We start from the raw sequence: 13,854 nt of genomic DNA, 5'->3' as shown, positions 1-13,854 counted from the left end.
TTATTTTCTATTAAAAATGAAATAATGATTTAAAAAATAGCGAAAGCCCCGATGGTTACTGGGTTGTAAATTTTTTTAAAAAAAGTCTGATTTTTTCACTTTTTGAACACAATTTTAGTATATAGTTATTATTAAGTTAGTGATGTAAGTTTGCTCTAATCTGTAGAGCTAATCACTATCTCCCCCTCATAAGAAAATCGCAGGCACTCACGTCCCCCCGTGGGTGTTTTTGCGTATCAGGATTAATTTTATTTTTTTATCTGACAAAAAAGCTTGTATCGATAAATAATAAATCGATACAAGCTTTTTTTAATCTCATTTACTACGCATTTCTGAATTATTTACTATATTTTTCGTAAAGGTCCTTGAACTCGCTCATCTCCTCCGGAGTAAAATTCTCTGCAGCATATTCAACGAGTCCGGCCTGATCATTCTTATTCACGTATTCCATAACATCGGTCATCGTCTCAGCATCCATGTGTTCTGCAACGATCTCGCTTACTTTCTCTTTGTCTTCCTCAGACATTGATTCCAGTATCTTTTTTACCTTGGGATTATCTCCCGCGATTTTTTCAACATTCTCATACATTATGTCTACTGCCTTATCTGCAGCGGCTTTTTTTGCTTTATTTATGATCTTAGGCAATGCGACTTTAACGAAAAGCATCAAAGACAGACAAATAGCCATAAGCGTAAATATCAATCTACCGAAAGCAAATCTTTTTCTGTCTCTTGGAATATATGTATTTTTGGCAGGCTCGCCACGGTCTCTTCCTCTGTCGCGATTCCTGTCTGTATCTCTGTAACGATCTATACTTCCTACCTCCTTCCTATAACTGCCGCGATTCCTATATTCCTCGCGGTCTTCATCCCTATAGCGGTCTCTGTCATCGACATCATCCCTGTAACGGTCACGATCTCTGCCTCTGTCTACATCATCGTAATCGTCTCTGTAACGACCACGATTTCTGTCTGCGTCGTCATAATCATCTCTGTAACGATCGTAATCTCTGTCGTCATAGTCATCTCTGTAACGGTCACGGTCTCTGTCTACATCATCATAATCGTCTCTGTAATCATCTCTGTAGTCGTCTCTGTAGCCATCCCTATAGTCATCACCGTATTCATCATCTCTGAATTCGTCTTCATATCTGTCTATAGCCATATATTCTTCGCTGTGTCCGTATCCGTCACGATCTCCGGGGATATTTCCGTCTATTCTTCGATTATTTCCTGACATTTTATTTTACTCCAATACTTATTTAATAATAGGTTATATTTCTTTTAGAGTTCTGACACATTTTGTCTACAGTTGGGTTGTAACATATAACCATCAGAAGAACATACCTTCTGAACCCCCAACAATACTTTTTTTCATACACGGGTTGTCAGATTTCCCCATCTGACAACCCCTCCTCCCAAATATCAGGCGCCTGTAAAGGCGCTTTTTCTATTTAAAAAGATCTTTGTCCAAGAGTCAGTTCCAAAAGCCTAAAGAGCTCACGCTCCTACCATATTCTTAAGATTTAAACAACGTGGAAAGAATTCCTCTTCCAAGGCTGGCACCAAGATTTCCGCCGAGAGTCTTTCCGAATTTTCCGAACTTTCCTCCGACTGTCTTACCAACTTCTCTTCCGACAGTTCCAACCACTGAATTACCTATTGTTTTAGCTGTCTGCTTTCTCTTTCTTTCAGCGGCAGCTTCTTCTCTTTCCTTCTTCTTTGCTGCTGCGGCCTCTTCTTTTTCTTTTGCCTTCGCTGCAGCGGCTTCCTCTTTCTCTTTTGCCTTCGCAGCTTCTGCTTCAGCCTTTAATTTAGCTGCTTCCTCCGCATCGGCAAGGCCTTTGCGCTCAAGGAATTCATAAGCAGAATCGGGATCTTCGGGCTCATAATACTTGCTGTAAAGCATACTACCCTTGATCTCTTTTTCCCTGACAGAATCATCTATTCCGCCAAACTTACTCTGAGGCGGTAAAATCTTAACCTTCTCGCAGACAGTAGGTGTTCCGTCCTCCGAAAGGAATGAGCACACAGCTTCACCCGTTCCGAGCTCCTGGATCACATCCGCGGTCTTAAATGCCGGATTCTCCCTGAATGAATCAGCTGCAGCCTTCACCGCCTTCATATCTGCCGGCGTATATGCGTGAAGCGCATGCTGAATCTTATTTCCAAGTTGCGCAAGAACACCGTCGGGAATGTCCCTTGGATTCTGCGTTACAAAGTAGATTCCCACTCCTTTTGAACGAATAAGCTTAACCACCTGCTCTATCTTATCCATAAGAAGTTTGGGCGTATCAGCAAACAAAAGATGTGCCTCATCAAAGAAGAACACCATCTTGGGCTTATCAAGGTCTCCGACTTCCGGAAGCGTCTCAAAGAGCTCCGAAAGCATCCATAAAAGGAACGTAGCGTACAAAGTACCGTTATTGATAAGACTTGTGCTGTCGAGAATATTGATCATTCCCTTGCCGTCACTTCCCGTCGTGAACCAATCTCTTATATTCAGCGCCGGCTCAAAGAAGAACTTATCAGCACCCGCAATCTCAAGCGATACTATAGCTCTCACGATCGCAGCAACGGAAACTTTACTGATATTGCCGTAATCAGCCGCAAACTCTTTATTGTTCTCCGAGATGTAATTGAGCATCACCTTGAGGTCTTTTGTATCTATCAAAAGAAGATTGTTATCATCCGCAATCTTGAATGCAATAGATAAAATGTCTCTCTGAAGGTCGTTAAGTCCCAATATTCTGGACAAAAGAAGCGGTCCCATCTCAGAAACCGTTGTCCTTAGCGGTATTCCCTTCTCGCCAAAAACATCCCAAAATGTCGCCGGATATTTCTGATATTTAAAGCCCGCTTCCGCAAGCCCAAATTTCTGAATTCTCTTTTGCATATCCTCGGAATCCGTGCCTTCACACACCATTCCCGAGAGATCGCCCTTAACATCTGCAAGAAATACAGGAACTCCCATGTCGCTGAAGGATTCCGCCAAGACTTTAAGCGTGACCGTTTTTCCCGTTCCGGTAGCACCCGCTACAAGCCCATGTCTGTTAGCCATCTTGGGCAAAAGAAATACGTTTTTACCATCTTCTGTATTGGCAATCCAAATCTTTCCGTCTTTTAACATAGTCCCCTCCTAACTTACAAATTTTCAGTTTTTACGATTGGCCATTTGGGTTATTATAACACGATGGAACCTCAAATCAAAATCCCTATTTCAAGCCTTTCGGCTTCATATTAACAAACAAAGCGGTATATCGTTTTTAATCTGATATATTGCTTGACAAAAGAACGCATGTTCGATATCATTATCGCATGGTAGGGAAAGAAAGAACTTACATCTGCATAGATCTGAAATCATTCTACGCATCGGTGGAATGCGCGGAAAGAGGCCTTGATGTCATGACAACACGCCTTGTCGTTGCCGATCCGGAGCGCTCCGACAAGACAATATGCCTTGCTGTCTCACCGGCAATGAAGGCCCTCGGCGTCCACAACAGATGCCGTGTTTTTGAAATACCCAAGAATATCGACTACATCATGGCAGTTCCCAGAATGCAGAAATATCTTGATTGTTCCGCCGAAGTATACGGAATCTACCTTAAATATATTTCCAAAGATGACATTCACGTCTACTCAGTCGACGAAGCATTCATGGATGTCACCGAATATCTGAATCTCTACCATATGACTGCCAGACAGCTCGGTCAGCAGATAATGAATGATATAGAGAAAACCTTGCAACTGCGCGCTACCTGCGGCATTGGAAGTAACCTTTTTCTGGCAAAGATTGCCCTCGATATCACTGCCAAGCACGCTCCCGACTTCATAGGCGAACTTGATGAAAAGAGCTTTCGCGAGACCTTGTGGGATCACAGACCGCTCACTGATTTCTGGCGTATCGGAAAAGGTATCGCAAACCGTCTTGCAACCTACGGAATGCTCACCATGCGAGATATCGCAAACGGCGATGAGAACCTTCTTTATAAATTGTTTGGTGTAAATGCTGAGCTCCTTATAGATCATGCATGGGGACGTGAACCCGTTACGATAAGCGATATCAGAGCATACCACTCTTCGTCTCATTCGCTCAGTCAGGGGCAGGTTCTTATGAGCGATTACAGCTATGAAAAAGGGCTAGTTATAGCCAAAGAGATGATTGATATAATGTGCCTTGATATGGTCGACAAAGGCCTTGTAAGTAAGTCTTTTTCCCTTATGGTCGGATATGCAAAAGGCTCGCCCATCCCCTCTGCGAAGGGCACGTTTTCACTTGATACGGAGACCAACGCTTCAATGCTTCTGATTCCCGGAATTGCCGACCTCTACAAACAGATTGTCAATCCCACGTACCTCGTACGCAGGATGTACGTAGTTGCAAATAACGTCATCCCCGAAGAGTACACGCAGTACTCCTTCTTCGTATCTCCCGCCGACCTTGAACGCGACAGGCGGATGCAGAAAGCCGTCCTTGAGATAAAGAACAAATTCGGCAAAAATGCAATTTTAAAGGGCCTTAACTTCGAAGACGGCGCAACGACAAGAGGCCGCAACAATCAGATTGGTGGCCACAAGGCATGATATCTTAACTGAAATTACAGAAATCCGCACTAGCTGCGGATTTCGTGAGAAAGTGATTCAAGAGTCAACCAAGCCCCATCGACGAAGTCGATTTTAATTGGCTTGGTTGATGCATTCTTGAACTTCATGTTCAAGAATGTATATTTAATTCATTTTTCATCCGAGGACATACAAATGAGACAAAAAATGTCAATGGACAAAAGAGCCGCTCAGTTTCTACCTTTCCAGGCCGTTAAGGGACTTGACGAAGCTCTTTTGGCAAAAGAAAAAATAAAAGTACCAAAAATCGAGCTCTCCGACGAAATGGCCGAAGAACTCGATAAGAAAATGCACAATATCAAAAAAGGTTCTATTATAACCTGTATCTACTTTCACAAGGACGAATACTTAAAGGTAACAGGCATGGTTGCCCGCTTTGACGAAACATCCCGGATTCTTCAGATTGTAAATACCAAGATAAAATTCGAAGATATCCTTGATGTAAAATTTGAAGAAGGTTGATCATTCAACCAGAATATCCTTACTGTCTACCACAGACTTTCCGAGCCATTTCTCCTTATACCAATAGTACATGACGATCAATCCTCGGATACACTCGTCAGTAGCCGTCCCTATAAAGATTCCGGCAACTCCCAGCCCAAGCACTACTCCGACAGTATATCCCACCGTAAGGCCAAGGCCCCAGTTACACAGAACTCCTGCTATAAACGGGAATATATATGCCCCTGCCGCTTTAAGACTGCTTACAAAAGTCATATTAAGACACCGCCCCGCCTCAACAAATATATCTACGACCATTATCGCCCTTCCAAGCGCAATTATATTGAAGTTATCAGTAAATATCTGCAGAGTATATCCGCAAAGAAGCGCATTTATACAAGCCAGTGCTATCGTAATCGGCATAGAAGTCTTAAGTGTTTTAAATACTCTTTTATAAGCCTCTTCAGTCTTTCCCGCACCTACCAGATGCCCTGTGATTATCTGGGTGGACATAGCAGAGGCGTTTGAAAAGATCATCGCAAAAGAAATAAGTGTATTGCAGTACGCCCTTGCATTAACCGCATCATTTCCCATCGCATTAATAAAAGAAAGCAAAGTGGTCTGATAAAGATTATAGGTCAGATTCTCGCCCGCAGACGGAAGTCCTATCTTTATCATCTTAAAAAGCAATTTGCCCGGAAATGGTCTTAAATAGCGAATGGAAATCTTTCCCGTCTTTGTCATATAGAAAAAACTGATAAGCGCGATTACAGCAAGAAGCCTTGCAACAACTGTCGATATTGCCACACCGGCAACACCCATATTCATAAATTTAAGAGGACCGTATAAGAAGCAATAATTACCTATGATGTTGACAATATTTATACCAAACGTAACCCACATGCCTATCTTGGTATATCCGTTACAGCGCAGTATCTGGAGCATAACATTGGACACAGCCATCAGAAAACCTGCGCCTCCGACAATATAAATATATATCATGGAGAACGGGCGCATCTCAGGTGACACGTGAAGAAATTCCATTATAAACGGATTTGCCGCACAGAAAGCCGCACTCAGCACAATACCAAACACCAGGTTCACAACGATTGAAAGCGTATATATCATGTTCATCCGGTCATACATCTTTGCGCCAAGATACTGCGCCACAACTACGCTCGTAGCCGTAGCAATGATGTTGAAAAGAATGATCATCATAAACATGATGGTATTTGCGTTGCCAACCGCTCCGACAGCGTATTCATTGTAATGACTCAGCATGACAGTATCGACGTTGTGAAGCATTGTATTCAGCAAGAGCTCCAAGAACATGGGACCCGCCAATACCAGAAGCGGTGTTTTTTCATCTATAACTGTATTTCCGGTCTTTTTCATCAAGCATCCTCTTTCATAAGTATGACATCTTAAATGAAATTACAGAAATCCGCACTAGCTGCGGATTTCGTGAGAAAGTGATTCAAGAGTCAACCAAGCCTCATCGACAAAGTCGATTCAAATTGGCTTGGTTGATGCATTCTTGAACTTTATGTTCAAGAATGCATGTATTTTTTAGATAAAAAAATATTATGTTTCTGTGATCTTGGAAATAAGTCCGGTACAGCCGGCTACAACGTCGTTCCATGTAGCATCAAAGTTGCCTGTATACCAAGGATCTGCCACATCTGCACTTTTTCCCGCAAAATCAAGCATCTTGTACACCTTATTATCCGGATCTCCGCCGTATATCCTATGCATATTCCTGATATTGGCGCTATCCATACCTATTATATAATCAAACTTCTCATAATCACCACGCACAGTCTGCCTGGCTCTCTTCTCTCCCACGCCAAGTTCATTATCCGAAGTCCCTATACCATGTTCCATAAGCTTCGCCTTAGCCGAAGGATACACCGGATTCCCAACTCCGTGCCATATCTCCTCAGTACTTGTCGCAGCCGACTCAATATAGAACTCATCTTCAAGTCCACGCTTCTTTATCATATCTTTTAGAACAAACTCCGCCATGGGAGAACGGCATATGTTGCCGTGGCAGACGAATAAAATTCTTATCATTGAATTTGGCTCCTTATAATTCCCAGTTATTCCCTGTAATGCGCACCGTTGCGGGATAAAAATTGTGTTCATGTATCACGGTGCCAAACCTATAATATCACAGTTTGTGTAATAACTACGAATATCTAAGAAAATCATGGACATCAAAAGTAGTCAAAAAGTAGTCAGGCGAGGTTTGTGATTCGGAGATATTCGGAGTTGGGATTATGCCGTATTTTGGCAAAAAAGAGCAAAGAAAACGCAGCACAGGATTGCATTGTCCCATGCTGCAACTGAAGAGTTCTTACCATTTATACCAAGAATTTAACTCCACTTGGTTCAACCCAACTCTTAATTTCTTCCAACCTAATATTCCTGCACCAATCTCTGCAATAGTGCCAAATGTCAAAGCAGCGCCTATGCCAATCATCGATGCAGAACAATTCTGTATTACAAATACACCCTCTTTACTTGGACGCATTTGCACTTAGTCAACTACTCGATGCAAAACGTCAAAATTTGTAAAGCTATGATGGTATAAGTATAAGCACACTTCCCCCTTCCAAGTTGCCAGGTGAAAGCCATTATTTTCTGCTAAGGAAATGATTTCATCTAACATTTGCTGCTTTTGAGATTCTGTATAAATATCTGATGAATTCTCTTTGATTCGAATAGAATCTATATCCAATACTATCGCCCCGTCTCCATACTTAAAATCTGCTTCAACTACGTCGTTGTAACAAAAATAATACTGATCAAGAATCACCTTATTATTACTATCATCAGAAACATAAGTCCCCGACCACGGGCCATCAAAATAGCTAAAGGCAGGAACTGTGTCACGTACTCGATCTAAAATGGTAGAATCCAAATGTATACTGTCATGGTTAAACCACATTTCGGAATTCGAAGATCTCAGGCTAATGTCATTTTTTTCAGCCAAGAAAATAATTTCGTTTAACATATGCTGCTTTTGAGAATCTGAATAAATATCTGATGAATTCTCTTTTATTCGAATAGAATCTTTATCCAATACTATCAAACCGTCTCTAACCTTAAAATCAGCTTCAACTACGTCGTTGTAACAAAAATAATGCTGATCAAGAACCACCTTATCATTACTATATCTACCAACATAAGTTGCCGACCACGAACCATCAAAACAATGCCAATAGTTTTTTAGCAAAATTGGAATTGTAATGATCATAAAACAAGTCAGCAAGACCGCTACGACACTTTTGCAACGAATATCCAAGGAAACACTTAATTGTTTTCTTGTCATCCACCATCCGATCAGATAAAAAATCAATACAGATAAAACTGCATCCAGGAAAATAATTATCAAAACAAAACTTAAGAACATTACATCTGCGTCGCCTCCAAGAAATCTCATATCAAAAAATTTCAACAAGGCAAGCAATAATATTAGCCTAAATAAAGTGAAAGCCACTTTCTCTTTTGACGACGGAAACTGAATGATCATATAAAACAAAATACTGCACAAAAACGGAAGCAGGATAAGAAGTAGATAGAAAATAGGCCTCAATCCACACGTTAAAGCTGATAGAAGGAAAATATAATCTGTTATTATGGCTACCATGATTATTTCTATTGCTCTAATAAATTTATTCACTGTATTTCATACTCCTAATCATTAATTTGTAAATTGATCCTTATGCTCTTTTACCGCCTTTTTATAATATCTTCCGTCTTTATCTTTATAGGAATGTTCACTTCCACTTGACGATTGGTTGCCATCACCATCTGCATTAGCATTTTCTCCAGGCCAGCAATCAGATTGGATTGATTCCTTTGGTTGAAAATTAAAACTAAGGGCTTTGGCATGGGCATTGTTTTCAGCTATATAAGCATAAATATCAGGATCGTCAGTTGTCATCATCAAAAGAGCATTGTATTCATCCATTGATAGATTATCAGAATCTTGTATGGTCATCGTGATTGTTCCTGTTACTGGATCCTTTGTACAAATTTTTTTGTCTATCAAAGAATCGATAGTATTACGACTTTGTGAACAGTACTCATCATACTTGTAGGCAAATTCTACAACAACTGTTGTATCTGTTAACGAAGAAGATGATGAAAATCTCTTAAGGTTGTCCTGTACAACAAGATCTGCAACCAATATGCTCCCATCATTACCTGCATCACAAAAGTATTTCATCATTTTTTCATTTGGGTGCTTATAATACTGTTCTTCATCATCAGCAAGTAATATTGGTGCAATAGAAGTATATAAGCTATCCATGTCAAGCGATTCTCCCTTCTGATATGCCGTAATTGTTTCTTCCATCAAATCCATATTTATAGCTGTAAAAGGAATTATTGAGCCCTGATTTCCCTTTTGATTTATTATTGCTGCTCCATAGGTAACTTCTGGAGGTTTTTTTTCAGGATCGTATACTCCAATAAGATACCAACTCTCTACAGTTGTTTGCATTGCGTCTGTCAATCCAGCTTTTTCAAACAACTTATCCATCGGTAATGTACAAATAAAGAAACCATCATCTGTATATTTAAAATATTGACGAATCTCGCTATCACTCAAAATATCTTTTATCCAATTGGGGACGGTTAGAACCGTTTGACTTTGCCCCGATTGCTGTATAGGTATAAGCCCTGCACTGTACATCATCTTCGAAGCCATCTGAGCTATCGGAGTGACGGTAATCTTTTCAACATCAGGTTTATAAACCGTCATTCCGTCAAGAGCATTTATTGTAGCTTTGGTATCTTTTTCAAGATCATACATGTAACTGTCAATCCCGGAACTTTTCAGATGTGACGTTATACCTTCATCAAACTCTTCAAACTTCCGCAGACACTTATTCATGAAGCCACTATAGCCGCACATATCTTCAAATCCGTACCTTGCCCTGTCACAGCTTATACTTGTAATGTATCCAAACCGCTCAAACTTATCAGCCATTTCCCGCGTAATACGCTCAAGCTTATATGCTCTCTCTTCAAAGCTTTCTTTATGCCTCTCAAAATACCTCCTATCGTATTCGATGACATCTGTGTCTATCTTGGCATTTGGCGAAGAATCGACCATTGAGCTAAAAGAATTTTGCGTTTCATTAAACTTTCTGCTAAGTCTTGTCAGAACTCTGACCTGCTCTTTGGTAAGTCTCCCCTGTCCTTTATATACAAACTCTTTCGAAGCATCAGCCGCTTCACCCCTATAAGTGTTGTTGCTGTTATATATTTCATACTCATTTTCGAGCATTTCTGCGTGTGAAGCATACTTTTCGACCACATATCCTATTGTGTCGCATAGCTCGGTCATTTTCCTTGCGTCGTACTTTTTCCCCATATACTCTCTCTATCTTTTATCCGTAATACTCATCCTGCACCGATTCTAGACTTTCTATCTCACTTTCAAAATCTGAAATCCTGTCTCTAAGCGTTTCAATAATTCTTTGTGCATCCGATATAAAATCTGAAGCTTGTTCTAAGCTTAATTCAATGCTATAAACAATCTCATTTCTTTGATCCTCAGCCTCATCTTCAAGCACGCCTTCCCATGCTCCGGCTGATGAAATGTCAAATTGCTTCAAAGGTTCTTCATTCTCATTTCGTATCTCCACCCTTGTTCTGTCAACAACGGCGCATGCTTCCTCAAGTTCAGCTATATATCCTTCATACTCTCTGATCTTATGTCTAAGATGTGATATTCTCTCGTGATCCATACTTATCTTTTGCTCCCTCCGGGCGATTCTACTACAAGACTCTTGCTAAGAACATCATCTACAGTGACCATACTGTCACGAAGTTTTAGAAGTGCCCTTGGTAAAGATTCTGATGTTTCCTTTCGATGAAGCTCGGTCATCTTATATGCTTCCTTTAAAAGAAAATGAAGTTCTTTTCCGACATCAGAATCATCCAAGAAATCGGCTTTTGAAAGCGGTTCATTCGAAAGAACGCAGGCAGATGCAGCGCCGCCTATATCTTTAACAATGTCTGTAAACACTCGCGTGTCCATGAAAACTTCTTTATTGGTCCCCAAATTACTTCTTCTCCTATCTATTTTCCGTAAATCGTTTTTCAATTATAAATATGCTTTTAACATATTATCACGAAAAATTATCTTTCTTCAAGAGCCTGTATCCCCTGGGGATGCAAATATAAAAATGGTAATCCTCCCAAAAATACACAATAAAAACAGCCTTACGGAATGAGCATAATTTGACTATCCGATGCTGTTTTTTTATCTGCTAACTTGGGTCTCAATATAGCTTGTTACAAAATGAAATAATGTTGATATTTTTTCTTGGTCTCCCGAATATCGAGTACCATACCGAGTACCACTGGAGTACCATTTTTCTATAAATTATAATAATTTATAACAAGTTACATGTGAGAACAAATTACCACGAGCCCAGTAAATATGCAGTTTCATAGAGTTTTATGGCTCTTTATGGAGATATATGAAATAGGACTTCAAATAACGATTCCCAACTTCATGGTATTTATCTCCTTTAAACACTAATATTATCTACAATAAAAAAGCCCTAATAAGGCAAGATATGTCTTACCATGTTAGGGCTGATTTGAAAAAAATATTATTTGTCTTTCTTGGCATAAATCTTGAATGTAAAAGAGGTCTCAAAATTATCATGATCATTTTTGATCACAAAATTATCAAAATAAGTATAGTCAAGGCTTTCATACGATAAAGTCTCATATTTTCCGGCGTAGACCACAATTTTCTCATTATTCTTCACCATATCATGAGGAATGTAGACATATACTTCTTCAGCATTTGACTGTATTTTATAAGACGACACATATCTTAAACCAATTCTCTTTACGAAATCAGCTGCAGTCATTTTTTCTTCACTGACAATAACATTTTCGTCTTCAAGCGTACAAACAACAAAATCCTTATCATATTTGGTGTAAACGTTTTTTGCATAAGGCTCCTCAGTATTAAATCTGTCATAATACAGATATTGATCGATATAAGGTAAGATTGTATCCATATCAGGTCCTTTCGATAAAGTACATATACCGGAATTAAACATAAGCGGCATTTTCTCTTTATCCTTATAATCTATGATATTTACCGATTCACACTGTACATCAGACACAAAGGCATTAAGTGGAAAATCTGTAACCTGCTTATTACATATTTTTAAAACAACATACGAATCTTTTACATAATCATAAAAATTATCACCGGTGAAAAGTGGAGAAAAGAAGTGGTCGTCTTTTTCAAAATAATAGAACACCGCCTCTTCAACCATTGGATAGTCTTCTTTAATATGAGCATTAAGATAAATGAGAATTTCTTCTTTTTGATAATCATCCGCACCATCAAGTGATTCCTGTTCTCCGGTAATCTCTACTTTAAACTCTTTACCGTTATAATTCATAGTGACCAATACCGAACCATTTGGCATGGGTGTAAAATCTGGGATTGGGCCGCCCTCACCATATTGGTTTTCCACCTCTGTAACAGTTGGAGTAAAGCCATATTTTTGCTGTATATAATTAATTGCATTTCTTTCCCCTTGAGTCTTATACGAATTGATTGTTGCAATCTCCTCAGGAGTATAACCGCATCCGATAAGGCCAAAGGTACAACAAAGCAGCAAAAACAATAATATGATTTTTCCCAATAAATTCAGATTCTCACTTACCTTCACTTAATTCTCACCCTTCCCATTTCTTTATAAACTTTTCCCATCCTGGTGTTTTTTCTTATGAACTCCGTATCCTCGATACCTCAGTTTTGAGATAACTGTTCTATGTAATCGGGACTATTTTAATTGATTAATCTACGTCTTTCTTCTCGAAATCCTCAATATTCAATTCACGTTTAAGTTCATCTTTTGTTGGCATGTACGGCAAATACTTTGCAGCAAAAATCTGCTTATTGTCTTCCGGCAAAGTATATTCTACAAGTGTGTCGCTCTTATCTGCACATAATACAATTCCAATTGGAGGATTATCCCCTTCATTCATCATATTACGAGTGTAATAATTTACATACATCTGCATTTGCCCTAAATCTTGATGAGTCAAGTCCCCAATTTTTAAATCTATGAGCACAAAGCACTTTAGAATATAATTGTAGAAAACCAAATCAATATAAAAATGACGTCCTTCAACATAAAAATGTTCATTTGCCGGTAAATCTAAAAATTCTAGAACGTATGGATCTTTTATGATTTTTTCATATTCTGGTTTTGGCTCTAATTCATTAATCTCTTCTGAAACGCTCTTCTTATCTTTACTTGCCAAAATTCTTTGATAATAAAAAGAATTAATCTGTCTATCTAACTGTCTGGAACTCCAACCACACTTTACAGCCTCATCAAAGTAAAATGCACGCGCTTCTTCATCTTCTACACGCATAAGGCTTCGATAACGAGTCCAACTCAATTCAGGACGCAATGCGTCACGAATTGGAAATATATTATAAAAACGACGCATATTACGTAAATTACTTTCATCAAATCCCTTGCCGAATTCCCGCGTCAACTTATCCGACAAGTATTTGAGAAGCTGTTTTCCATACTCAGCACGTTCGTTTTCGCCACAAGCCTCATAAATTTGCTTACCAAATATTCCAATATGCAATAACCATCGCAGAGTTTACAGCTACAGTAACCTGTTTCTGTGCATCAACAACATATCCGCGAACTGCTTTATATGTATCCTCGCTAGCTATATCTCTATTTGTGTTCAAAATTATATCGTTCTTTTCCATAA

14 protein-coding genes are annotated in these 13,854 nt (G+C 39.3%); 3 read left to right on the top strand and 11 right to left on the bottom strand.

The features are described 5' to 3' along the window. Positions 1-337: 337 nt before the first annotated feature. Both T356_RS20605 and T356_RS0115380 read right to left on the bottom strand, forming a co-directional pair. The gene (locus T356_RS20605; protein ID WP_051563485.1) at positions 338-1,240 is read right to left on the bottom strand and encodes a hypothetical protein; all 903 of its coding nucleotides are present in this window, start codon (positions 1,238-1,240) and stop codon (positions 338-340) included. A gap of 279 nt (positions 1,241-1,519) precedes the next feature. Next, on the bottom strand, positions 1,520-3,130 hold the full coding sequence (locus T356_RS0115380; RefSeq protein ID WP_026515256.1) for a helicase HerA-like domain-containing protein: 1,611 nt from the start codon (positions 3,128-3,130) through the stop codon (positions 1,520-1,522). A 188-nt stretch (positions 3,131-3,318) separates the two neighbouring features. On the opposite strand from T356_RS0115380, the gene T356_RS0115375 reads away from it, so the two are divergent. Together T356_RS0115375 and T356_RS0115370 are read left to right on the top strand one after the other, a co-directional pair. Further along, complete coding sequence (locus T356_RS0115375; protein WP_026515255.1) at positions 3,319-4,584, top strand: Y-family DNA polymerase; 1,266 nt, start codon at positions 3,319-3,321, stop codon at positions 4,582-4,584. A gap of 174 nt (positions 4,585-4,758) precedes the next feature. Then, complete coding sequence (locus T356_RS0115370; protein WP_026515254.1) at positions 4,759-5,085, top strand: YolD-like family protein; 327 nt, start codon at positions 4,759-4,761, stop codon at positions 5,083-5,085. Here T356_RS0115370 and T356_RS0115365 read toward each other — a convergent pair whose 3' ends face one another. Both T356_RS0115365 and T356_RS0115360 read right to left on the bottom strand, forming a co-directional pair. Beyond that, complete coding sequence (locus tag T356_RS0115365) at positions 5,086-6,459, bottom strand: MATE family efflux transporter (RefSeq protein ID WP_026515253.1); 1,374 nt, start codon at positions 6,457-6,459, stop codon at positions 5,086-5,088. It lies immediately after the preceding gene. Positions 6,460-6,648: 189 nt separating this feature from the next. Beyond that, positions 6,649-7,137 carry a low molecular weight protein-tyrosine-phosphatase gene (locus T356_RS0115360; RefSeq protein WP_026515252.1) on the bottom strand — a complete coding sequence of 163 codons (489 nt, stop codon included), beginning with the start codon at positions 7,135-7,137 and terminating at the stop codon, positions 6,649-6,651. 206 nt (positions 7,138-7,343) lie between these two features. Here T356_RS0115360 and T356_RS21190 point away from each other — a divergent pair, with 206 nt between their 5' ends. Then, a complete protein-coding gene (locus T356_RS21190) occupies positions 7,344-7,607 on the top strand; it encodes a hypothetical protein (RefSeq protein ID WP_155839059.1) in 264 nt (87 codons plus the stop codon). Here the strand turns inward: T356_RS21190 and T356_RS0115350 are convergent. The 7 genes from T356_RS0115350 to T356_RS21660 form a co-directional block, all read right to left on the bottom strand. Then, positions 7,604-8,749: a hypothetical protein gene (locus tag T356_RS0115350; RefSeq protein ID WP_026515251.1), complete on the bottom strand. Its 1,146-nt coding sequence runs from the start codon at positions 8,747-8,749 to the stop codon at positions 7,604-7,606. The genes T356_RS21190 and T356_RS0115350 overlap by 4 nt on opposite strands. A gap of 21 nt (positions 8,750-8,770) precedes the next feature. Beyond that, positions 8,771-10,450 (bottom strand): T7SS effector LXG polymorphic toxin, encoded by a 1,680-nt coding sequence (locus T356_RS0115345; RefSeq protein ID WP_026515250.1) that lies wholly within the window; start codon positions 10,448-10,450, stop codon positions 8,771-8,773. Positions 10,451-10,466: 16 nt separating this feature from the next. After that, complete coding sequence (locus T356_RS0115340) at positions 10,467-10,826, bottom strand: hypothetical protein (RefSeq protein ID WP_026515249.1); 360 nt, start codon at positions 10,824-10,826, stop codon at positions 10,467-10,469. Between the two features lie 2 nt (positions 10,827-10,828). After that, the gene (locus tag T356_RS0115335; protein ID WP_026515248.1) at positions 10,829-11,143 is read right to left on the bottom strand and encodes a hypothetical protein; all 315 of its coding nucleotides are present in this window, start codon (positions 11,141-11,143) and stop codon (positions 10,829-10,831) included. Between the two features lie 556 nt (positions 11,144-11,699). Further along, positions 11,700-12,785 carry a hypothetical protein gene (locus T356_RS20600; protein WP_026515247.1) on the bottom strand — a complete coding sequence of 362 codons (1,086 nt, stop codon included), beginning with the start codon at positions 12,783-12,785 and terminating at the stop codon, positions 11,700-11,702. Positions 12,786-12,912: 127 nt separating this feature from the next. Beyond that, positions 12,913-13,722, bottom strand: coding sequence for a PDDEXK nuclease domain-containing protein (locus tag T356_RS19745; protein WP_255346983.1), 810 nt, complete (start codon positions 13,720-13,722; stop codon positions 12,913-12,915). After that, positions 13,700-13,852 (bottom strand): hypothetical protein, encoded by a 153-nt coding sequence (locus tag T356_RS21660; RefSeq protein WP_255346982.1) that lies wholly within the window; start codon positions 13,850-13,852, stop codon positions 13,700-13,702. Before T356_RS21660 ends, T356_RS19745 begins: the two co-directional genes overlap by 23 nt. Positions 13,853-13,854 lie beyond the last annotated feature (2 nt).

This window comes from Butyrivibrio sp. LB2008, assembly GCF_000621565.1.
In the GTDB taxonomy this organism is placed as follows: Bacteria; Bacillota; Clostridia; order Lachnospirales; family Lachnospiraceae; genus Butyrivibrio.
The sequence above is the reverse complement of the archived record's forward strand: the minus strand, read 5'-3'. Positions and strand labels throughout refer to the sequence as shown.

What these genes read in the sequence shown, in the direction of transcription:
- T356_RS0115360 (WP_026515252.1), bottom strand. Translation starts at nt 7,137, where the DNA reads ATGATAAGAATTTTATTCGTCTGCCACGGCAACATATGCCGTTCTCCC.
- T356_RS0115375 (WP_026515255.1), top strand. Translation starts at nt 3,319, where the DNA reads ATGGTAGGGAAAGAAAGAACTTACATCTGCATAGATCTGAAATCATTC.
- T356_RS0115340 (WP_026515249.1), bottom strand. Translation starts at nt 10,826, where the DNA reads ATGGATCACGAGAGAATATCACATCTTAGACATAAGATCAGAGAGTAT.
- T356_RS0115380 (WP_026515256.1), bottom strand. Translation starts at nt 3,130, where the DNA reads ATGTTAAAAGACGGAAAGATTTGGATTGCCAATACAGAAGATGGTAAA.
- T356_RS21190 (WP_155839059.1), top strand. Translation starts at nt 7,344, where the DNA reads ATGCCGTATTTTGGCAAAAAAGAGCAAAGAAAACGCAGCACAGGATTG.
- T356_RS20605 (WP_051563485.1), bottom strand. Translation starts at nt 1,240, where the DNA reads ATGTCAGGAAATAATCGAAGAATAGACGGAAATATCCCCGGAGATCGT.
- T356_RS0115370 (WP_026515254.1), top strand. Translation starts at nt 4,759, where the DNA reads ATGAGACAAAAAATGTCAATGGACAAAAGAGCCGCTCAGTTTCTACCT.
- T356_RS0115345 (WP_026515250.1), bottom strand. Translation starts at nt 10,450, where the DNA reads ATGGGGAAAAAGTACGACGCAAGGAAAATGACCGAGCTATGCGACACA.
- T356_RS21660 (WP_255346982.1), bottom strand. Translation starts at nt 13,852, where the DNA reads ATGGAAAAGAACGATATAATTTTGAACACAAATAGAGATATAGCTAGC.
- T356_RS0115365 (WP_026515253.1), bottom strand. Translation starts at nt 6,459, where the DNA reads ATGAAAAAGACCGGAAATACAGTTATAGATGAAAAAACACCGCTTCTG.